This window comes from Krasilnikovia sp. M28-CT-15 (genome assembly GCF_047159595.1).
In the GTDB taxonomy this organism is placed as follows: domain Bacteria; phylum Actinomycetota; class Actinomycetes; order Mycobacteriales; family Micromonosporaceae; genus Actinoplanes.
Genome location: NZ_BAAGAK010000001.1, coordinates 6,467,993 through 6,489,171 on the forward strand (window position 1 = coordinate 6,467,993; position 21,179 = coordinate 6,489,171).

Here is a 21,179-nt window from a genome sequence, read left to right on the forward strand (position 1 = left end):
CCTTAATCCCGCTCATTGCCCGCAGGAGGGCAATCCCATGCATGATCTGGCGATCTTGGCGGAAAGGCCGCGGTCGACGCATCCCAAACCGGACAATCACGTTCTGTAGTCACATAAGGGCATCCACCGATCGTCCCCATGCGTTTCCCGGGCCCGGAAGCCACGAAGGTGTCTGAGGTGGGTGCCCAGATCGGCCCCGGAGCCGTAACATGCCGCTCGTGATCGAGGGTTCGAATGGTGGATGGCTGGCGTGACTGACCGTAACGATGGGGGTGGCACAGCACGGCAGTCGTCAACCGAGCTGAGGCTGGTACGCCCGGTGGTCGTGTCGATGCCGCACACGGCACCCCGCAGCGCCGGTCGGTCGCCGGAGCCGGGCGCGTCGGCGGCCGGGCCGTACCCGGCCGAAGGCGGTTGGTCCTCGGCCGGGCGTGGCGCGCGGACGCGCCCCGGACGCGGCGCGGACCGGGTCCGCCGCCGCCGCGTGGCGCTCGCCGCCGCCGCAGCCGTGTTGGCGGCCGTGTTCAGCGGGGTGGGCCTGGGCGCCCTCACCACCGCGGGACCCGAAGCCGAGAACAACGCCGTCGCCACCAACCCGGCGGGCGCGCCGATCGACCCGGCGCTCGCCGGTTACCCGGGCATGCCGGTCGCGCCCGCGCCGACCAGCTCGGCCGCTTCGCCCGGTACCACCGCACCCCGTCCCACCGGCAGCGGGCACGCGCCCTCCCCGAGCCTGTCCACCGCTCCGGCGGCCCTGAACAGCGCGACGACCTCGACCAGCAAGCCCGCCCCCGCCGCCCCGCCCGTCGCAACGTTCGCGGCGCTGAGCGGCGAGAGCTGCCCCGAGTCCGGCGACCGCGGCTTCTTCACCCGCGGCCAGGCCAGCGACTGGTACTCGCGGTCGCACGGCGGGTGGGACGGCGACGGATGCGGCGGACGCATGATCGCCGTACCGATGAGCGGCTCGGCCACCCGCGACGACCGGGACAACGTCATCGTGTGGTGGTTCCACACCGGCAGCGTCCGCACCGGCACCTGTGCGGTGCGCGTCCACGTCCCGGACACGGGCACCGGGAAGGACTCCGCGGGCAAGCCCGCGCACTACTTCGTGCACGGCACCGACGACACCGACGGCGCCGTGATCGGCCAGTTCGACGTGGACCAGCCCGGGAACCGGGGACGGTGGGTCGACGCCGGGCAGTTCCCGGTGACCACCGGCGAGATCTCCGTCCAGCTGGGCACCCGGGGAATCGACTTCGGCAGCGGCCGCGACGGCGACCACCTCGGCGTTTCCGCGCTGCGGGTGGACTGCCGCGCCACCTGAGCCGCGCCCGCCCGCTTCTCACAGGAAGGACCAAGCCCGGTGTACGAGCACACCTCCGCCCCGATGATCCGCCAGCGCGGCTCGCTGCTCCTGGTCGTCGACGACGACCACGCCGGGATGGACCTGCCGGACCTGCCCAGCGACCCGCAGGTGACCACGGTCGTGGTGGCCACGGCCGAACCGCCGCAGACCCTGGTGCTGCGCGCGCTGCTCAACGCCGCTCTGGCGCCCCGCTGCGCCGCGGTACGGCTCGTCCTGGCCGGGGCCGGTGCCGCCGATCCCGACGGCTGGTGCCCGGCCCGGCAGCTCGCCGACTCACTGGGCCTGCCCGTGATCGCCCCGGACGGGCCCGTGATCGCGTTGCCCGGAATGTTGTTCGTGGTCGGCGGCGACTGGTGGACGTTCCGTCCCGGAGCAGGCCCGCTGGCCGAGGGCCCGCGGCAGCCCGCGCCCGCGTGGCAGCGTGCGGTGACCCGCCCGGTACCCGCCGGTGCCCGGCTGGTGGCCACGCCCATCCCGGCCGGTGTCTGGCTGCACGCCGGGGAGGAGCCCATCGACGCGGACGATCCCGTACTCGCGGTGCCGTCCGACCCGGCCCGGGTCACGCTGGTGATCGGCAGGCCGGGCAGCACCGACCCGGACCCCCGGGCCCTGAGCGAGTACGTCCGTGCGCTGGCGCCCGCCGCCGGCGAGGAACTGGTCCTCGTTCCGTACGGGCCGGGGGGCCGGTTCGTCGACGACCTCGCGGCGCGCCTGCCCGGCGACGCGGTCGCGGCGGTACGCGTCGACGCGGGACTGGTGGCCGTCGAGCCGGACGGCGCGACGGTCCGCATCGTGGTCGACGACGCGGGCCGCCCGGCCTGGCGGCCCCCGGCTCAGCGGCTGCGCTACCACGGTGGCGCCGCACCCCGGCTGCTGGAGTGGCGCGCGCCGCTGCCCCAGCTGCCCGCGCTGGACGTGGGCACCCAGCCGCTCGGCGAGGGATGGCTGGTCGAGGTCGTCCGATGCGGCCTGTGGGTCCGCCCCGAGCACGCCGACGACGACACCGTACGCCGGATGCCCGCGCACCCGGACCGGCTCCTGCTGCTGGTGGGTACGCCGTCCGCCCCGCCCGCCGCGACGGCGTGGCCCGCGGTGCGGTGGCTGCTCGACGCGCTGCCCGACAACGAGTTGCGCCACCTCCAGCCGGTGCTGCCCGCGGGGACGGCACAGCCGGACGGTTTCCCGGACGCGTGGAGCCTGACCCCCGACGCGGAAGTCATGCCCGTGCCGCCCGGCGGCCCTGCCGGCGATCCGTCGCCCGAGTGGAGCGACGACCCCGGCTGCCGCGAAGGGCGCGACGGCGACCCGGCCCGGCAGCCGGCCCTGCCGTAACCGGCACCCACGTCAGCCGACGGCGGCGGGCTCCCGGGTGCCGAGGTACGCCGCGCGCATCAGCTCCTGCATGTCCTCCAGCATCGGCATGCGGGGGTTCGCCGGGGCGCACTGGTCCTCGTAGGCGTTGACCGCCTGCTGCGGCAGCGACGCCATGAACGTGTGCTCCTCCACGCCCAGCGCGGCGAACGACGGCTCGATGCCGACCGCGTCGCGCAGCTTCTCCACCGCGTCGGCCAGGGAAGCCACACCCTCCTCCGGTGAGCCCGCGGGCAGGCCGAGCATCGCCGCTATCTCGGCGAAGCGCTGCGGCGCCCGGTAACTCTCGTACTTGGGCCAGCCGGTCAGCTTCGTCGGGGCGGTGCCGTTGTAGCGGATCACGTGCGGCAGCAGCACCGCGTTGGTCCGCCCGTGCGCGACGTGGAACGTGGCACCGAGGGTGTGCGACATGGCGTGCACGATGCCCAGGAACGCGCTGCCGAACGCCATGCCCGCGATCGTCCCGGCGTTGTGCATGCGTTCCCGCGACTCGGTGTCGCCGTCGACCACCGACTTGGTGATGTTGGCGAAGATGAGCCGGATCGCGTGCAGCGCCAGCCCGTCGGTGAAGTCGTTGGCGTAGACCGACACGTACGCCTCGATGGCGTGGGTCAGCGCGTCGAAACCGCTGTCCGCGGCGATCGCCCGGGGCAGGCTGGCGGTCAGCGCCGGGTCGACGATCGCCACGGTCGGGGTGAGTGCGTAGTCGGCGAGCGGGTACTTCTTGCCGGTGCGGTGGTCGGTGATGACCGCGAACGGGGTCACCTCGGCGCCCGTACCCGAGGTCGTCGGGATGCACACCAGCCGGGCCTTCTCCCCCAGCGTGGGGAACGCGAACGCCCGCTTGCGGATGTCGAAGAACTTCTCCCGCATGTCGTCGAAGACGACCTCGGGGTGTTCGTACTTCAGCCACATCACCTTGGCCGCGTCCATCGCCGACCCGCCGCCCAGCGCGATGATCGTGTCCGGCTTGAAGGAGCGCATCAGGTCGGCGCCGCGGTCCACGGTGGTCATCCGCGGCTCGGGCTCCACGTCGTCGATGATCTGCAACGACACCGCCCCCGGGCGGCGCTGCAGCACCCGGTTGACCCGGTCGACGAAGCCCAGGCGGGTCATCGTCTCGTCGGTGACCACGGTGACCCGCTGCACGTCCGGCATGTCCGCGAGGTAGCGGATCGCGTTCGGCTCGAAGTAGATCTTCGAGGGGACCTTGAACCACTGCAGGTTGTTGTTGCGCCGGCCGATCCGCTTGACGTTGATCAGGTTGACCGCGGACACGTTGTTGGACACCGAGTTTCTCCCGTAGCTGCCGCAGCCCAGGGTCAACGACGGCAGGAACGCGTTGTACATGTCGCCGATGCCGCCCTGGGAGGCCGGGGAGTTCCAGATCACCCGGACCGCCTTGACCCGCTGACCGAACTCCTCCACCAGCGCCTGATCCTCGGTGTGAATGACGGCACTGTGCCCGAGGCCGTCGAACTCGACCATCTCGGTGGCGTAGCGCAAGCCTTCGGCGCGCGAGCGGGACCGCAGCACCGCCAGGACCGGGCACAGCTTCTCGCGGGTCAGCGGCTCGTTCGGGCCGACCTCGCTGACCTCGACCAACAGTACGGACGTGTCCGGCGGCACGCTGAAGCCGGCCTTCTCGGCGATCCACGTGGCGGACTTGCCGACCACCTTCGCGTTGAGCTTCGCGCCGCCGCAGTTCGTGCCGTACGCGGTGGCGCCGAAGATGTACTCCTCCAGCTTGCGCTTGTCGTCGCCGGAGACCATGTGCGCGTGCAGGGTGCGGAACTGCTCGAGGGCCGGCTCGTAGATCTCGTCGTCGATGATGGCGGCCTGCTCGGACGCGCAGATCATGCCGTTGTCGAACGACTTCGACAGCACGATGTCGTTCACCGCCCGGGCCAGCTTCGCCCCCGCCTCGATGTACGCCGGGACGTTGCCCGCGCCCACCCCCAGCGCCGGTTTGCCCGCCGAGTACGCCGCCTGCACCATGTTGTTCCCACCGGTGGCGAGGATCGTCGAGATGCCGGGGTGGCGCATCAACGCGTTGGTCGCCTCCACCGACGGATGCTCGATCCACTGGATGCAGTGCTCCGGGGCCCCCGCCGCGATCGCCGCGTCGCGCACCGTCCGGGCCGCGGCCACGCTGCACTGCTGGGCGGCCGGGTGGAACGCGAACACGATCGGGTTGCGGGTCTTCAGCGCCAGCAACGACTTGAAGATCGCGGTCGAGGTCGGGTTGGTGACCGGGGTGATCCCGGCGACCACACCCACCGGGTCGGCGATCTCGATGATGCCGTTGATCTCGTCCCGGCTGATGATCCCGACCGTGCGCAGGCTCGCCATGTTATGCGTGACGTGCTCACAGGCGAAGATGTTCTTGACGGCCTTGTCCTCGAAGACCCCGCGCCCGGTCTCATCGATGGCCAGCTGGGCCAGTTCGGCGTGCCGGTCCAGCGCCGCCACGGACGACTTGGCGACGATGTGGTCGATCTGTTCCTGGTCGAAGTCCTCGTACGCGGTCAGGGCCTTGAGCCCGTGCCCCACCAGGGTGTCGATGGCGCCGTGGAGATCCGGCACGGCAGCGGTAGCGGTATCAGTGGTCATCGCACAACACCTCGGCAGGTACGGTTCGGGCGCCCAGCGCGTCCGGTGGTGGCTGACCTCCCGATTCTCGTCGGCAGTCGCCCCGCGTGTCCGCGGATCGCGACGATTCCCGTGCTGCCGTCCCTCAGCGCAGCCACCAGGCGGCCAGGTCGGCGGCCGTGTGCGCGACCGCCGGTGCGGCCCAGTCGCCGGTGATCTCGCGCAGCACCCCCAGGCACAGGCCGACCGCGACGTTGAGCACGACGGTGTGCCAGCCGTAGAACGGCACGTGCAGTGCGGCGAACGCGACCGCGCCGACCGCCGACGCCGCCGATGGTCCGTGGCGGGTCAGGACCGCGTCGTACAGGGCGCCGCGCAGGAACGCCTCCTCGGCCACGGCGACGACGGCCACCACCGCGGCCCAGGTCAGGTACGTTCCGCCGGGGCGGTGCGCGGCGCCGTCGGCGGTGAGGCGGCCCAGGGCCGCCGGGACGCAGAGCAGGGCGGCGAGGGCCAGGCCGGGCAGGACCGCGCGGCGGCGGCGCAGCGGCACCCGGACACCGGCGGCCACGGCGAGTACGCCCAGGGCCAGGGCGAAGGCGAGCCCGGCGCGGATCGAGTCGGCACCGGCCGTACCCACGATCAGGACCCGCAGCGCGACTGCGGCCACGAACCCGGCCAGGAGCAGCGGCAGGGTCCCGGCCGCCGGGCGGCGCGGGCCGTTCGTCGCTGCCGCCGGAGCCGGCCCGCCGGGCCGCTCCACCGATCCCGCCTGCGGTCCCGCCGGGGCCGGGTTGCCCGGCTGTGCGGGCCAGGTCATCGGTTCCGCCCGCGGGCGCGAATCAGGCGGAGCCCGGCGATGCAGGCTCCGAGCACCAGTAGCACCGCGGCGAGCCCGATCAGCTGGCGCCCGGGGTGCCCCGCCGCCGGACGGGCGGCGGGCGCCGGGCCGGATCCCGTGGTTCCTCCGACGCTCGGTGCGGTGGCGGGCGGGGCGGTGGCGGGCGGGGCGGTGGGCGGGGGCGCCGCGGACGGCAGGACGAGGGCGAAGTCGCCCAGGCCCGGCATCACGACCTCATAGATGTCGTTGCCGATCTGGAAGGCCACCAGCTCCCGCCACGCGGCGGCGGGGCGCTCGCGGTACACCGCGGTCACCGTCGCCGAGGTGGCGACCGTGCTGCGCAGGTCGATGCCGGGCAGGAAGTTCGGATCGGTGACGCGCAGCCGCACCGGCCCGGCCGCATCCGCGGCGGCGCTCACCCGGTAGACGTTGCCGTTGATCACGCCCGTGGGCGGGGCCCGGTCCGGGGCGATCGGGCGGGCCGTCAGCGTGAGCCGGGTGGCGGCGGCCGGCCCGATCAGGTCACCGGCGGGCACGGACACCGCCACCTGCGGGCCGATCTCGGCGCTCGCGACGCGCATCGCCTCGCGGTTGGCGCCTCCGGTGGCGGCGGCGCTGCCGGTGGCGGTGGTCGGCGGGGCCGTGGCCACCGCGCCCGGTGGCGGGTCGACGAACCGGTACGGCTCGTCCGGGAAGCCCAGCCCGTCGTAGAGCGGGACCCCGGCCGGTGTGATCACCCAGGCGCAGCCGAGGGCGAGGACGCAGACCACGACCCGCACCGCCCGCCCCCTCATCCGGTGTGCTCCACCTCGGTCACCAGCGGCTGGGCCAGCAGCCACAGGGACAGCGCGGTGTAGGCCACCATCACCGCCAGCCACGGGTACTCGCCGAGGCGGGCTCTGCCTGCCGAACCCGCCACCCGGCGCAGCTGCACGCTCGCCACGACGACCGCGATCACGTGCACGGCCACCACCGCCGCCATGCTCACGTACCAGTACACGGCGCTGGGCAGCAGGTCCACCCGGGGCTGGAAGTCGTCGTCGAACGGGTACGGCAGCCGCAGCGGCCATCCCGGCAGGCCGGGCGGATTGCCCAGCAGCGGCGCCAGCAGCTGGGCGTTGACCAGCAGGTACTGCAGGTTGTGGGCGAGCAGGTAGCCGTAGGCGATCGGCAGCAGCGAGGGCAGCAGGTCGCTGAGGCCGCCCCGGCCGGTGCGACCGCTCGCCAGCCGCCGGGAGACCCCGGCGAACATCCCGAACACCACCGCCAGCGCGGCCGCCAGGAGCAGGAAGGCGACCGTACGCCAGGCCGCCAGCCAGCCGGGATGCAGGACGAGGTTGCCCGGGATCCGCCGCTCCAGCCGGTCCCAGCCGGGGGTGGCCAGCAACCCGTCGAACGTCACGCTGACGAGCAGCAGCAGCACGAACGCGGTCCGGGACGGGCTCGGGTCGAACGGCACCACCAGTCCACCGCCGAGGCCGGGCCGCCCGGGCCCTCCGAAGCGCCGGTGCCCGAGCCTGCCCCACGTGGCGAACAGGACGGTGAACATCTCGCCCCGCCGCTCGAACCCGGTGCCGAACACCAGCCCGGCGGCCGCGCACACCAGGGCGTACGCCAGCAGCCCGAACGCCGTGTTGGCGGGTACGACGGCGGTCGCGTTGACCACCAGCTCGGCCCAGGCGACGAGGAAGAACCCGACCGTGGCGGGCCACCACCCCAGCCGGGACGGCCAGGGCACCGGCTCGTCGGAGCCGAGCAGCCGCCGCCGCAGGCCGGGCCGGTCCGCGAGCCGGACCAGCACCGCGAACGGGTTCACCGGCCGGGTCCAGTCGCCGATCAACCCGCAGGACAGCGGCACCGCGATCCACCCGAGCAGCCAGAACGTCGTCGGCAGCAGGTTCTCGGCGGGCTCCTGGGCACCCCACAGACCGCAGGCGGCCAGGGCCGCGAACACCGCGAGGCTGAGCCAGCCGGGCAGACCCCCCGGCGAGGGCCCGGCACCGGGATCATCCCCCACCGACGCGGGTGCGCCACTGCTGTCGGGAGCCGGGCCGCCGTCCCCTTCCGGCACGGTGTCGCCCCGGCCCCCCGGTGGCACCGGCACGGTGCCGGGCTCGCCGCCGCGCCGGGCCAGGAGCAGGAACGAGAAGACGACGACGAGCGTGCCGCCGAGGAGGAACACCGACAGCGGCAGCGGCAGCTCGTACCGCTCGCCGAACGCGTGCGCGAGGTACACGCCGCCATCCCCTTCCACCGTGCTTCGGGCGCGGCCCGCGTACGGTGCAAAAAGTGTAAGTCAGACGAAAAGGTCGAGATCCGCGGTTCAGGCGGAGCGCGCGAACTCCTCAACGGTCGGACCTTTACGCCGATGGAATCCGCATGGGCGCGACAACAGCGGGCGCGGGCCGGGCCTGGGCCTGGGTAGGTGGTCTCGGCCTGCTCGCGATCACCGCGTTCGTGCTGATCCCCAGCGGCACCGGGGCGGCCGTCCTCTACGACGGCCTGGAGTTCGCGCTCGTCGCCGCGATGGTGCTCGGGGTCCGCCGCAACCGCCCGGCCGCGATCGCCGCCTGGTCGCTGCTGATCGCGGGTCAGGCCGCCAGCGTGATCGCCGACGTCATGTACGACGTGTACGCCCTGATCCTGCACGACGACAGATGGCCGGGCCCGTGGGACGTGCCCTACCTGCTCGGCTACGTCGGCACCATCTGCGGCCTGTGCGGGCTGCTGCTGCGGCGCAACCGTGGGCGCGGCTACGCGGGCCTCGTCGACTCCCTTCTGGTCGGGGTCGCCTGCGCGCTGCTGAGCTGGGTCTTCCTCATCCGGTACCTCGCCGAGGGCGAGACGATGGGCACCCTCGGGCACGCGGTCATCCTCGCGTACCCATGTCTGGACCTGGTCGTCCTCGCGCTCGTGGCCTGGCTGCTCACCACCGACGGAAAGCGCCGTGCCGCCTTCCTGCTGCTGGTCGGCGGCATGGTCGCAGCCCTGATCGCGGACGACCTGTGGGCGTTCGTGGACATGACCTCGTACGACCCGGCGCTGTCGGTGGGCCGGTTCGTCAGCGCCGCCTTCCTCGTCTCGTTCCTGCTGCTGGCGATGGCGATCACGCACCCCGGCATGGTGGCGGTGGGCCTGCCCGCACCCGCCCCGGCCACCCGGCCGATGGGTTGGCTCCGCTTGAGCCTGCTGGCCGGGGCGGCCCTCATCACCCCGGCGCTGCTGGCATGGCAGGCGCTGACCGGCAACGGCATCGTCCGCGACGCCCTGCCCATCGCCGGGGCCAGCGCGGCCATGTTCCTGCTCGGGCTGACCCGGACGACGATGCTGATCCGGCGGCTGCACCGGCAGGCGCGGGTCATGCAACGGCAGGCCGAGCAGCTGCGCGAGCTCGCGGAGCGGGACCCGCTGACCGGGCTGCCCAACCGCCGTACCTGGGACAGCTCGCTGCCCGCCGCGCTGGCCCGGGCCGGGCGCGACGGCACCCCAGTCAGCGTGGCGATCGTCGACCTGGACCACTTCAAGGCGTTCAACGACCGCCACGGCCACCAGATGGGCGACCGCCTGCTCGCGGAGGCCGCGGCCGCCTGGGCGGACGGCCTGCGCGGCGGTGACCTGCTGGCCCGCTACGGCGGCGAGGAGTTCGTGGCGCTGCTGCCCGGCGCCGACGGCGCGGAGGCCGCCCGCGTTGTCGACCGGCTGCGGCGGCGGACCCCGATGGACTGCACATTCTCCGCGGGGCTGGCCGCCTGGGACGGCCGGGAGAGTGGCGAGGCGCTGCTACGCCGCGCGGACCGCGCGCTGTACCGGGCCAAGGCCGCCGGTCGCGACCGCATCGAGCGTGCCGAGGCCGCCGGTCGCGACCGCGCCGAACGTCCCGAGGCTCCCGCCCGGACGCCTACGACACCTCGGCTGTCGGGCCCCCACTGCCACAGGTGACGGTCATCTGGACGCGCCGGTTGCCGTGCCGGAACACGATCGAAGCCGCCTCCGAAGGGCCCGCGTCGACCCCGTCCACCTTGTACGGCTTGACCGGGCTCCACGACACCAACCGGGCCTGCCCCTGATCGCACGACGCCTCGACGGAGCCACCGTCCGAGGTCAGGGTGCGTACGGTGACGGTCGGGTCGGTGCTCGGCTCGGCGGCCGGGGTGGTGGTCGCGGGATCGTCGGGTGGCCTCGTCGCGGGGGCGCCCGGAGCGCCGTCGGTGGCTCGCCCGGTGGGCCTGCCGGAGCGGGCCGCGGTCGTCCGGTCGGCGTCGCCGGCTCCGGCCGCACCGGTCCCGCCCGCCGGGCGGGCCGCACCCCGGCCCGGCGCCGCCGACACACCGCCGGAGGCGGCAGGGCTGGACCGTGGGGTGGGCGGCGGAGAACCGTCGGGTGCTGCGGGCGGCGGAGCCGCGGCCTCCGTGGTGGCCCGCCCAGCCTGCCCGAACTGCCACACCGACAGCGCCGCCACGGCCGCCGCGGCGCAGGCGCACCCGCCGACGAGCACGCGCCGCCAGCGACTGCGGCCGGGCGGCGGGCCGGGCGTGGCAGCCGGCCGCAGCGGCACCCCGGCCGGCGGTACATCGCGATGCGGCCCGGAAGCGGACCGCACACCGGCGGGCGGCACAGCGGCAGGCGACCCGGCAGCGGACGACGTGCTCGCCTGCGGGAGGACGGCCGGTGGCCCACCGGCGGGTGAGGCGGCGCCGGGCGTGGCGAAGGGGACGGCGTCGGCCCGCTCCGCCAGCTGCTCGGCGCGGGCGAGGATGGCGGCCGCGTCCGCGGCGGTCGGCCGCTCGGTCGGATCCTTGCGCAGGCACCGGTTGACCAGGTCGACCACGAACGCGGGGACACGGGGAAGCTCCGGCAGCGGGCTCGGCTCGAGGTAGATGTGCGCGCTCAGCAGCTGGGTCGTGCTCTCCACCCGCCACGGCGAATCCCCGGCGAGCAGCCGGTACAGCAGCACCCCGAGCGCGTACACGTCCGAGGCGGGCTCGACGGAGTCACCGGTCAGCCGCTCCGGCGCCAGGTACGCCGGGGTACCGAGCAGTTCGGACTCCGGCTCCCCCGGCCCGGCCGTCGCGGCGATGCCGAAGTCGACCACCTTCGCGCCACCCTGGGTCACCATCACGTTGCCGGGCTTGATGTCGCGATGCACGAGACCGTCGGCGTGCGCGGCGGCCAGCGCCATGGCCACCTGACCACAGATCCGGAAGACCTCCGGCGGCGTCAGCGGTCCCATGCCGACCCGCTCCTGCAACGTCACGCCGTTGACCAGTTCCATCACGACGTACGGCACGCACTGGCCGTCCTTTGTCGACTCCCCGTAGTCGTGCACCTGGGCGATGTTCGGATGCGACAGCGTGGCGGCGGCCCGGGCCTCGGTCCGGATCCGGGCGCGCGAATGCGCGTCGGCGGTGTGCCGCCCGGCCAGCACCTTGACCGCGACCTCCCGCCCCAGGACCGCGTCACGCGCCCGCCACACCACCGCCATGCCACCGCAGCCCAGTTCCTCGATCAGGGTGTACCGGCCCCCGAGAGTCTGCTCAGCCTCCACCCGTGGGAGTCTGCCGTGATCGCGACGGATTCGCACATCCCGATGCGGGTCACCGTCGGCCCGGCGTGTCGAAACGCCAGGCAAAAGGGTGAAATACGGCCATCTCGGCCAGGTGGGCACGCCGTTCAGACGCCGGTCGGAGCGGCGGAGTCGCGGTGCGCCCGCAGCACCGTGCGGGGCAGCCAGTTCCGGTACGACCACCACCGGCTCCGCCGGACGGCCGTCGGTCTCCCGGCGGACTCGCGGCGTGGCATACCACCGTCCTCGAAGGCCGCGGGCTGCCGTGCGGGCACCCGGTTCCGGGCGCGACCGGTGCCCCCACGTGGCCCCCGGCCACCCGGCACCGCCTGGCCGCGCTCCGGGAAGGGGGCCCGGACACGCACCGGCAACCCCGCCCGGACACGCTCCGGGGAACCGGCCCGGCCCGCCGCCGCGGGCTGGACGATGCCGCGGTGCCGCCGCCCGGTGCGCCCCCGCGCCGCCGCCCGGGCGGGCCGGTGGCGTTCGGCGCGGGTCAGGAGCACCGCCACGTCCGCGGCGCTCGGCCGCTCGGCCGGATCCTTGCGCAGGCAGCGGTTGATCAGGTCGACCACGAAGTTGGGCACACCGGCGAGCGGCGGCAGCGGGTTCGGTGGCCGGTGGACGTGCGCGCTCAGCAGCTCCGTCGTGCTCTCCACCGTCCACGGCGACTCCCCCGCGAGCAGCCGGTGCAGCAGGACCCCGAGCGCGTACACGTCCGAGGCGGGCTCGACGGTGGGGCCGGTCAGCCGCTCGGGCGCCAGGTACGCGGGCGTACCGATCAGCTCGGCCTCGGGCTCCCCCGGCCCGGCCGTGGCGGCGATGCCGAAGTCGACCACCTTGGCACCGGTCCGGGTGACCATGACGTTGGCGGGCTTGATGTCGCGGTGCACCAGGCCTGCGGCGTGCGCGGCGGCCAGCGCGGCGGCCACCTGGCCACAGATCCGGAAGACCTCGCGCGGCGTCGGCAACCCCGTGGTCACCCGATCCTGGAGGGTGACCCCGTCGACGAGTTCCATCACCACGTACGGCACGCATTGTCCGTGCTGGATCGACTCACCGTAGTCGTGGATCTGCGCGATGTTCGGATGCGGCAGGATCGCGGCGGCCCGGGCCTCGGTCCGGATCCGGGCGCGCGAGCGCGGGTCCGTAGTGTGCTGCCGGTCCAGCATCTTCACCGCGACGTCCCGGCCCAGGATCTGGTCGCGCGCCCGCCAGACCACCGATGTCCCCCCGCGGCCCAGCTCGTCCACCAGGGTGTACCGGCCACCCAGGGTCTGCTCAGCCTCCACGTGTCGGAGTCTGCCTCGATGATCGCCGATTCGCCTACCTCGAATGAGCGCCGCCACAGCCTTGACGTGCTGAAACCACCTACGGAGGGGCGAAACACGCGGTGTCCGCGGGCCCGGGTGCGGCCCTACGATGGCGGCCGGGACGGGGTCGGTCGCGGACGGAGGATGATCGATGAACGTCGTCGGGGCGGGCACCGGCCGGACGCCGGGGCGGCTGCAGCGGCTCGCCGACGCCGCACTCGGGCGGGCACTCGGTCACACCCCGCGACGCAACCAGTACACGGTGGCGCGCGCCGTGCCGATCCCGATGCGCGACGGGGTCACTCTGCTGGCGGACCACTACGTGCCGCTCGGCACCGCTCCGCGCGGCACGGTGCTGATCCGCACCCCGTACACCCGGGGGTTTCCGGAGGGCTGGGTGCACGGGCGCACGTACGCGGCCCGCGGATATCACGTAGTGATCGTCAGCGTGCGCGGCACGAACGGCTCGGGCGGGACGTTCCGGGCCATGGCCCAGGAGACCGACGACGGGCAGGACACGGTCCGGTGGCTGCGCACCCGCTCGTGGTTCGACGGACGGCTGGCCACCCTCGGCGCCTCGTACCTGGGCTGGGCGCAGTGGACCCTGCTGCAGGATCCACCACCCGAGCTGCGGGCGGCCCTGGTGTACACCGCCCCGCACGACTTCCAGCAGGCGGTGTTCGGCACCGGCTCGTTCACGCTGGCGGACTTCTTCACCTGGAGCGCCCAGGTGGCCCGTCCAGCCGAGCGCGGGCTGCTGCGCCGCCTCGGTGGCGGCCCCGCAACCCGCCGGCGGCTCGCGCCGGGCCTGCACGGACTGCCGCTGGCCGACGCGGGCCGGCGGGTCCTCGCGGGCCACGCCCCCTGGTACGGCGAGTGGCTCGGCAACGCGGAGGGCGGCGAGGAGTTCTGGGCCCCGTACCGGGCGACCGGCGCGCTGGACCGGGTCGGCGTTCCGGTGCTGCTGGTCGGCGGCTGGCAGGACCTGTTCCTCGACCAGACGCTGGAGCAGTACCGGGTGCTGCGCGGCCGCGGGCTCGACGTGGCGTTGACCGTGGGCCCGTGGACCCACGTCGGGGCGGCCACCCGCGGCGCCGGGACGGTCGGACGCGACGCGCTGGCCTGGCTGGACGAGCACCTGGCGGGCGGGCCGCCGGGACGCGCCCGGCCACCCGTACGGGTGTACCGCACCGGGGAAGGGGCCTGGCACGGCCTGCCGGACTGGCCGCCGCCGACCACGTCCGCCGCGTGGTACCCGTACCCGGATGGGCGCCTCGCGGCCGGTGCGGCCGCGCCCGCCGACGCCACGGTGAGCTTCCGCTACGACCCGGCCGACCCGACGCCGTCGGTCGGGGGCAGGGTGCTGACCGGGACGGCCGGGGTCCGCGACAACCGGGCCCTGCAGGCCCGTGCCGACGTGGTGTCGTTCACGACCGCGCCGCTCGGCGCGGACCTGGAGGTGGCGGGCAGCCCGGTACTGGAGCTCGCGCTGGCCCTGGACAACCCGCACGCGGACGTGTTCGTCCGGGTGTGCGACGTGGACCCGCGCGGACGCTCGCGCAACGTCACCGACGCGTTCCGCAGGCTCGATCCCGCCGTCCCCGCGGGCGAGGTACGGCGGCTGCGCCTCACCCTGGACGCATGCTTCCACCGGTTCGCCGCGGGGCACCGGGTGCGGCTGCTGGTCTGCGGCGGCGCCCATCCGCGCTACGCCCGCAATCTCGGCACCCCGGGCACCATCGGCGGCGGATCGGCGCTGACCCCGTCACGGCACACGATCCGGTGTGCCGGCTCGCGGCTGATCCTGCCGGTCCCGCGGTAACCCGGCCGCGCCCACCACCGCGGGAAGCCGCCGACCAGGCAGAACCGGCGCCCGGCTGCATCGCCGACGGGTTACGCCTCGTTGAGCTTGACGTCACCGGTATTGCGCCGGTGCCGATGCCAGCCCGACAGGAGCCCGCCATGGCCAAGGACAAGCAGGTGATCCGGCACGCCGCGAGGGCGGCGATGACCTCCGAGCGCCCACGGAAGGGCAAGGTCGCGAAGGGCGTCGCGGCGCCCGCGCCCCGGTCCGCAGCCACGCCGGGGCTGCACCTGCGGCCGCTGGTGCACGTGGCCGACATGGCGGCCTCGGTCACGTTCTTCGAGCATCTCGGCGCGGAGCTGGTGCACGGCGGCCGGGACACCGACTGGGTGCTGATGCAACTGGGCACGCTCCAGCTCACCCTGGTGGCGCGTACCCCGATCTGGTCGCGGGGCGACGGCGCGGTCGAGCTGAACTTCGCCGCGACCATGCCCCTGGACGATCTCGAGCGGCTGCTGCGCGACCGCCGGGTGACCGTCTCCGGCGTCGTGAACCACCGCGACTTCGGCCGCCAACTGCAGGTGCTGAGCCCGGACGGCCTGCTCGTGCGGATCACCCAGCGCGAACCGGACTGCTAGCGGCCGGGGCGCCCGCTGGGCATCGGTCCACGCGCGACCTATTGTCCGGGGGGTGACTGAGATCCGTACCGAGGACGTCGTGTTCCGCGCCGATGGGCTGCGGCTGGCCGGAGTGCTGCGCGTACCGTCGGAGCCCACCGGCCGGGCGGTCGCGCTGACCGGGCCGTTCACCGGCGTCAAGGAACAGGTCACCGGCGGCTACGCCGAGCGCCTGGCCGCCGAAGGGATCATCACGCTCGCGTTCGACCACCGCGGCTTCGGCGCCAGCGAGGGGCGCCGCTGCCACGAGGACAGCCAGGGCAAGCTGGCGGACCTGCGGGCCGCGGTGTCCGCCCTGGCCGGTCGCCCCGAGGTGGACCCCGAGCGGATCGGGGTGGTCGGCGTGTGCCTGGGCGGCGGGTACGCGGTCCGCGCCGCGGCCACCGACCCACGGGTACGGGCGGTCGCCGGTATCGCGGGCGGGTACAACAGCCCGGCGTGGTTCAGCCGGCAACTGGGCGACGAGGCGTACCGGGGGGCGCTGCGCGGCTTCCTGGACGCGTACGACGAATTCCTGCCGGCCGTGGCCCCGGACGGCGGGGAGGCCGCGATGAGCGGCGAGGAACCGTGGTCCTACTACGGCACGGACCGCTCCCGCGCGCCCGGCTGGGAGAACCGGATCACCCGTGGCTCCCTGCACTCCCTCATGACCTTCGACGCGCTCGGCGCCGCCCCGCTGCTGGGGGCGGTGCCGCTGCTGGTGGTGCACGGGACCGAGGACGCGTACTGCTCCCCGGAACTGGCCCGGGCCCTGCATGCCGAGACGCCGGGCCCGGCCGAGATCGTCTGGCTGGACTGCCACCAGCACGTCGATCTGTACGACGTGGAGCCGCACGTGAGCCGCGCCGTGGCGGCCGCTTCGGAGTTTCTGCACCGGACGCTGTGACCGCCCGGGTCACCGTCCACGATGGCAATACGGCCTGCGGGTGACCCCTTGACGGGGGAAAACTCAGGCGGGCCGCAACCCGACCGAGGTACGCGGCGACGGCGGCTCCGCGCAGCCCAGCAGTCCCACGAGCCCGGAGACCCAGAGCTGCCGATACACCGTGGGGCTGGGATGGGTGACCACGAGTTTGACCCCGCTGGCCGCGGCCGCGTGGAAACAGGCGACCAGGATGCCGATGCCGATGCTGTCAATGAGCATCACCCGCTGCAGATCGAGACTGATCTTGCCGGGCCGCGCGGTGGTGAGCACGTCGTTGACGGCGTCACGCATCATGTGTGCGTTGTCGAGGTCGATCTCACCGCTCGGTGCGATCTCGACGGTCCCGTCGGCCAGCTGGCGAGTGGTGATCGGCAGATACACGGCTGCCCTCTTCCTGGCGTCGTCACGGCCGACGCCGACCTTACCGCGGGTGCTGCGCTGACCAGCCGCGCAATACGGCGCCGCACCGGGCGCCGAGTCCAGACCGCGTACCAACAACAATCCGCTGGACTGCAAGTTACGCCTCGTAGGCGCGGAACGCCAGAGTAGTTCATATGGCCTGAATGTGCGGGAACGAGCAGGGCGTGGCGCGGACGTTGACGTTGGACACATCCGCGCCGAATACTCACCGTATGCGGCTAGGCGCTCGACACGATGACTGATGCACGGCCTCGGCCGAGTTCCCCCGCACCCCTCGACGTCGTCCGCTTCAGCAGCCAGGACCCGGACGAGTTCCGCTCGGTGCTGAACCGGTTCTTCTACCGGTCGGTGGTGGAGCTGCCGGACGGGTCGAAACGGTTCCAGGCGTCCGCCGACATGATCCAACTCGGACCGATCACGGTCGCCCAGTTCCGTCTCGCGGTGCCGGTGGTGGCCGCCGCCGAGCTGGACGCGTACCACGTCACGCTGCCGGCCCGGGGCCGCGTACGAGTCCGCCAGGCCGGCCGCGAATACCTGGCCGGCCCCTCCACCGCGGCGGTGTTCGGGCCGACCGGCCGCGCCTTCGTGCTGCGCGACGGGCCGCCGATGGAGGAGCTGGACATCAAGATCGAGCGGTCCGCGCTGGAGGCGGAACTGTCCGCCCTGCTCGGCCGCTCGATCGAGGGACCGGTCGACCTGCCGCCCACGCTGGACCTGTCCGACGGCCCGCGGCTGACCTGGCGCCGCCTGGTCTACCTGCTGCGCGACGAGCTGGCGCACCCGGGCAGCCTGCTGCTGCAGCCGCTGATCGCCGAGCAGCTGCGGCACAGTCTGCTGAGCGGCCTGCTGCTGTCAGCCCCGCACCGCTATCTCGCGGAGCTGACCGCCCCCGCACCCGCCGGGCCACCGCGCGCGATCCGGCGCGCGCTGGAGGCGATCCACGAGGATCCGCGGCGCCAGTTCAGCGTCGCCGACCTCGCGGCCGTGGCCCAGGTGAGCGTCCGGTCGTTGCAAGAGGGGTTCCGCCGCCACGTCGGCTGCGCACCGATGGCCTACCTGCAGCGGGTCCGGCTGGACCGGGCCCGGGACGCGCTGCGGGTGGCGGACCACTCCCGGGTGACGGTGGCCGCCGTGGCGCATCGCTGGGGCTTCGCGCACCTCGGCCGATTCGCCTCCGCCTACCGGGCACGGTTCGGCGAACCGCCGTCGGTCACCCTGCGGGCCGCCGGTTGACGGACCGGAAAGGTGGGCGGCGGATCGCCGATTTCACCCGGACGGGTTACTCCCCGGGGTCACTGCGACGGGGCTGGTTGGGCACCCCGTCGGGCCGGGTCACCCCGTCGCGCGCCCCGAACAGATGGCCGCGCGGCGGCACCCACTCCCGCCAGGGGCCGATCCGGGGCGGCACCAGCGCCGCCACGCCGTCCCCGGGACCGCGCACCGCCTGCAGGTACTCCAGGACACGTTCCGCGGCCGCCCCGCCGTCCTCGGCCAAGGTCAGCAGCAGGCTGGCCTCATCGCCGGGCTCGATTCCATACCGCCTGATCAGGGCAGCGAGACCTGCCAGCGCACGGACGACCTCGCTGGCGTCGCGTTCCGCATCGGGCAGGCTGCTCACTGCGGCACATCCCTGCATGCGCTCATGTGTCGTTCCCCTCGCCGCACGTGCCCGTACCGTCGCCGCCGGCGCACGGCCGACGGCACCCGAGCGATCCCCGGAGCACTTCACACGTGACAAGCGGAAAATGTATTCGCCCGGCTACTAACCGTCCATCCGTTGCACGCGTAAGCGTTGTCCGAATCACGCTCACTTCGCTTCGCTGCTGACTGATCGTCCGTTTCCGCACCCCCTGGACCCGCGGTGTCGTAGGGTCCACCCGATAGGTGGGTACTGCAGCGGAGTAGGAAGCACCAGCGATCCGCATGGAGGAGCCATGACCGAATCGAACCGGCCTCCCCTCGAGGAGACGGACCAGGTCGCCGATGCGGTGGCGGACGATGCCGCGGTCGGCGCGTTCATGACCGGCGGCGGCCCCGACGCGGACACTCCCGCGTTCCTGGCACCGACCGCCGAACCCCGCATCCGGACCGGCGCCGACCAGCCCTGGGACCCGGTGGACCTGGCCACTGCGCAGGGCCGCGACCCGACACCGGAGAACATCGAACGGGCGCGGCGCGAGCTGGAGCGCGACGGCGCCGCGGCCATCGAGCGCACCGTGCCCTGACCGTCCGCTGCATCCACCGGACGGCCCCTGGGGCGGGCCTGAGCGCGGCCCCGCGGTCCTCACGTCCGATCAACGGCTGACCGAGGGATTCGGCGCGGCCCGCGCCGCGGATGAACGAACCGGGCCTCCGGCAGCGGGCCGCGACGGAACGTGCGCGCGGCGCACCGCAGCGGCCAGGCGGGTGTCCGGCACATCGCGGCGGCGGCTCGTGCGCGCGGCGGGGCGGGCCGGTGGGTCGGTCTGCCGGGCGGCTCAGATGGCCGGGGGGAGGGCGACCGTACGGCCCGTCCGCGCCGACTCCTCGGCGGCCGCGAGAATCGCGGTCACCGTGGCCCCGAACCGGACGTCCAGGCCCAGCGGGGCCCCGCCCGCCGCGGCGGCCAGCAGACCGTCCAGTGCGTTCCGCAGCGCCGCGACCGGCTCCCAGGGCAGCTCGGGCACCATCGCGACCCCGGCCTCCCCGACAAACACGGCTTCCTCCCGGGCCGCCGCCGGTGGCGCGTCGACCGAGAGGGCGAGCGTGCTGATCCCGCCCCCGGCGTGCCGCAGCAGGGCGTGCGTCATGTCCCGCGCACCGACCATCGCGGTGACCTCGGTGACCGGCCCGAGCACCGGCAGCACGAGCGCGACCGCGTGCGGTCCGACGTCCCACAGGCCGCCGCTCTCCTGGCGCCAGGGCGACGCCCCGAACGGGTTGCCGTCGGCGTAGATGGAGCCGAGGTGGTCCACCCGGGCCGCCAGCCAGCCGCCGGTGGCGACCGCCCGGTCCACGAACTCGGCCAGTTGCGGCATGAACCGCCGGGTGAAGAACACCGCGGAGGCGAGTTTGCGCTCGGTCACCACGGCGGCGATCTCGTCGGCCACCGCGGGGCTGAACGCCACCGGTTTGTCCAGCAGCAGGTGCCGGCCCGCCTGCGCGGCGGTGAGCGCGATCGGCGCCTGCACGTCGGGGGGCAGGGCCACCGCGAGCGCGTCCACGTCCGCGATCAGTTCGTCGACCGTGCCGTACGCGAGGGCGCCGTACGACTCGGCCAGCGCGGTGGCCTTGACCTCGTTGCGCCCCCAGACGCCGACGAACTCGACGCCGTCGTGGGTCGCCAGGGCGGGCGCGTGGGCGAGATGCGCCCATGGGCCCGTTCCGCAGAGTCCGAACCTCACCGCCGCGCCCCTTTCGCCGCGAATGCACGCCCTGGCCGAAGCTAACACGCCCACCCTGATCAGTACGCTGTGCCGCGTGAACGGTCCTCTGTCAGTGGCGACGATCGTCGTCTCGCTCGCTCTGGCGCTCTGGTATCTGGCCCGCGCCGCCCTGAACAAGCCGCCCAGCAGGTTCGACCTGTACGCGATGGCCGCCCTGGGCGTACTGGTGACGGTGCTCGTGGGGCTCGCCGTGGTGGGCCTGTTCGACGGCAGCCGCCCGAAGGAGACCGCGACCTTCATCGGGTATCTGATCACCACGGTCGCGTTCGCGCCGACCGGTGTGGTGCTGGCCCGGATGGAACCGACCCGGGCCGGCAACGTGATCCTCGCGGTGATCGCCCTGGTGCTGCCGGTCCTGGTGTTGCGGCTGGAGCAGCTCGCGGCGGTGACCGGTGGCTGAGCCCGCACCCGAGAACGCACCGGAGGATCAGGCAGTGGACCAGAGCACGGCGGCGGAGCGGACGAAGCGGGAACGGCCCCGGGACGCGGCGCTGGGCAGCGGACCCGGCCGTGTCCTGCTGACCGTGTACATGATCTTCGCGGTGGCCGCGAGCGCCCGCGCCGGGGTGCAGATCGCCACGAAGTTCTCCGAGGCGCCGCTGGCCTACCTGCTGTCGGCGCTGGCCGCCGTCGTCTACATCGCGGCCACGATCGGGCTGGCCATCGGCGGGCGCCGGGGCCGGGTCATCGCGTGGTGCAGCTGCTCGGTGGAGCTGGCCGGAGTGCTCGTGATCGGCACGCTGAGCCTGGCGGACTCGGCCGCGTTCCCGGACGAGACGGTGTGGTCCGGGTTCGGCAGCGGATACGGCTACGTCCCGCTGGTGCTGCCGGTCGTCGGCCTCTACTGGCTGTGGCGCAACCGCCCGCGAGCCTGATCAGCGC

General features: G+C 73.8%; 19 protein-coding genes. 10 read left to right on the top strand and 9 right to left on the bottom strand.

The window, feature by feature from the left end:
* The first annotated feature begins 325 nt into the window (after positions 1-325).
* Together ACMCNO_RS29575 and ACMCNO_RS29580 are read left to right on the top strand one after the other, a co-directional pair.
* Complete coding sequence (locus ACMCNO_RS29575; protein ID WP_412752713.1) at positions 326-1,324, top strand: hypothetical protein; 999 nt, start codon at positions 326-328, stop codon at positions 1,322-1,324.
* Positions 1,325-1,363: 39 nt separating this feature from the next.
* Positions 1,364-2,698: a hypothetical protein gene (locus tag ACMCNO_RS29580; RefSeq protein ID WP_412752714.1), complete on the top strand. Its 1,335-nt coding sequence runs from the start codon at positions 1,364-1,366 to the stop codon at positions 2,696-2,698.
* Between the two features lie 12 nt (positions 2,699-2,710).
* On the opposite strand, the gene adhE is transcribed toward ACMCNO_RS29580, so the two are convergent.
* The 4 genes from adhE to ACMCNO_RS29600 form a co-directional block, all read right to left on the bottom strand.
* Positions 2,711-5,350, bottom strand: coding sequence for a bifunctional acetaldehyde-CoA/alcohol dehydrogenase (gene adhE, locus ACMCNO_RS29585; protein ID WP_412752715.1), 2,640 nt, complete (start codon positions 5,348-5,350; stop codon positions 2,711-2,713).
* A 124-nt stretch (positions 5,351-5,474) separates the two neighbouring features.
* Positions 5,475-6,149, bottom strand: a complete 675-nt coding sequence (locus ACMCNO_RS29590) for a type II CAAX prenyl endopeptidase Rce1 family protein (protein ID WP_412752716.1) — start codon at positions 6,147-6,149, stop codon at positions 5,475-5,477.
* Positions 6,146-6,964, bottom strand: a complete 819-nt coding sequence (locus ACMCNO_RS29595) for a hypothetical protein (protein WP_412752717.1) — start codon at positions 6,962-6,964, stop codon at positions 6,146-6,148. Before ACMCNO_RS29595 ends, ACMCNO_RS29590 begins: the two co-directional genes overlap by 4 nt.
* Positions 6,961-8,406: a hypothetical protein gene (locus ACMCNO_RS29600; RefSeq protein WP_412752718.1), complete on the bottom strand. Its 1,446-nt coding sequence runs from the start codon at positions 8,404-8,406 to the stop codon at positions 6,961-6,963. Before ACMCNO_RS29600 ends, ACMCNO_RS29595 begins: the two co-directional genes overlap by 4 nt.
* 143 nt (positions 8,407-8,549) lie before the next feature.
* Here ACMCNO_RS29600 and ACMCNO_RS29605 point away from each other — a divergent pair, with 143 nt between their 5' ends.
* Entirely contained in the window at positions 8,550-10,109 is a 1,560-nt protein-coding gene (locus tag ACMCNO_RS29605; RefSeq protein WP_412752719.1) for a GGDEF domain-containing protein, read from the top strand.
* Here the strand turns inward: ACMCNO_RS29605 and ACMCNO_RS29610 are convergent.
* The gene (locus ACMCNO_RS29610) at positions 10,069-11,715 is read right to left on the bottom strand and encodes a serine/threonine-protein kinase (RefSeq protein ID WP_412752720.1); all 1,647 of its coding nucleotides are present in this window, start codon (positions 11,713-11,715) and stop codon (positions 10,069-10,071) included. The genes ACMCNO_RS29605 and ACMCNO_RS29610 overlap by 41 nt on opposite strands.
* Positions 11,716-11,840: 125 nt before the next feature.
* Positions 11,841-13,025: a serine/threonine-protein kinase gene (locus tag ACMCNO_RS29615; RefSeq protein WP_412752721.1), complete on the bottom strand. Its 1,185-nt coding sequence runs from the start codon at positions 13,023-13,025 to the stop codon at positions 11,841-11,843.
* A 172-nt stretch (positions 13,026-13,197) separates the two neighbouring features.
* Between ACMCNO_RS29615 and ACMCNO_RS29620 the strand changes: the two genes are divergently transcribed.
* From ACMCNO_RS29620 to ACMCNO_RS29630, 3 genes are all read left to right on the top strand, one after another.
* Positions 13,198-14,868: a CocE/NonD family hydrolase gene (locus ACMCNO_RS29620; protein ID WP_412752722.1), complete on the top strand. Its 1,671-nt coding sequence runs from the start codon at positions 13,198-13,200 to the stop codon at positions 14,866-14,868.
* 140 nt (positions 14,869-15,008) lie between these two features.
* Positions 15,009-15,488 carry a VOC family protein gene (locus ACMCNO_RS29625; protein WP_412752723.1) on the top strand — a complete coding sequence of 160 codons (480 nt, stop codon included), beginning with the start codon at positions 15,009-15,011 and terminating at the stop codon, positions 15,486-15,488.
* A gap of 52 nt (positions 15,489-15,540) precedes the next feature.
* Positions 15,541-16,413, top strand: a complete 873-nt coding sequence (locus ACMCNO_RS29630) for an alpha/beta hydrolase (RefSeq protein WP_412752724.1) — start codon at positions 15,541-15,543, stop codon at positions 16,411-16,413.
* A 63-nt stretch (positions 16,414-16,476) separates the two neighbouring features.
* Here ACMCNO_RS29630 and ACMCNO_RS29635 read toward each other — a convergent pair whose 3' ends face one another.
* Positions 16,477-16,833 carry an STAS domain-containing protein gene (locus ACMCNO_RS29635; RefSeq protein ID WP_412752725.1) on the bottom strand — a complete coding sequence of 119 codons (357 nt, stop codon included), beginning with the start codon at positions 16,831-16,833 and terminating at the stop codon, positions 16,477-16,479.
* A 273-nt stretch (positions 16,834-17,106) separates the two neighbouring features.
* On the opposite strand from ACMCNO_RS29635, the gene ACMCNO_RS29640 reads away from it, so the two are divergent.
* Positions 17,107-18,105, top strand: a complete 999-nt coding sequence (locus tag ACMCNO_RS29640; RefSeq protein WP_412752726.1) for an AraC family transcriptional regulator — start codon at positions 17,107-17,109, stop codon at positions 18,103-18,105.
* A gap of 46 nt (positions 18,106-18,151) precedes the next feature.
* Here the strand turns inward: ACMCNO_RS29640 and ACMCNO_RS29645 are convergent, their stop codons facing one another.
* A complete protein-coding gene (locus ACMCNO_RS29645; protein ID WP_412752727.1) occupies positions 18,152-18,490 on the bottom strand; it encodes a hypothetical protein in 339 nt (112 codons plus the stop codon).
* A gap of 316 nt (positions 18,491-18,806) precedes the next feature.
* Here ACMCNO_RS29645 and ACMCNO_RS29650 point away from each other — a divergent pair, with 316 nt between their 5' ends.
* Positions 18,807-19,097 (top strand): hypothetical protein, encoded by a 291-nt coding sequence (locus ACMCNO_RS29650; protein WP_412752728.1) that lies wholly within the window; start codon positions 18,807-18,809, stop codon positions 19,095-19,097.
* A 252-nt stretch (positions 19,098-19,349) separates the two neighbouring features.
* Here ACMCNO_RS29650 and ACMCNO_RS29655 read toward each other — a convergent pair whose 3' ends face one another.
* Entirely contained in the window at positions 19,350-20,255 is a 906-nt protein-coding gene (locus ACMCNO_RS29655) for a Gfo/Idh/MocA family protein (RefSeq protein WP_412752729.1), read from the bottom strand.
* 76 nt (positions 20,256-20,331) lie between these two features.
* On the opposite strand from ACMCNO_RS29655, the gene ACMCNO_RS29660 reads away from it, so the two are divergent.
* Complete coding sequence (locus ACMCNO_RS29660) at positions 20,332-20,697, top strand: hypothetical protein (protein ID WP_412752730.1); 366 nt, start codon at positions 20,332-20,334, stop codon at positions 20,695-20,697.
* A 34-nt stretch (positions 20,698-20,731) separates the two neighbouring features.
* The gene (locus ACMCNO_RS29665; protein ID WP_412752731.1) at positions 20,732-21,172 is read left to right on the top strand and encodes a hypothetical protein; all 441 of its coding nucleotides are present in this window, start codon (positions 20,732-20,734) and stop codon (positions 21,170-21,172) included.
* Positions 21,173-21,179 lie beyond the last annotated feature (7 nt).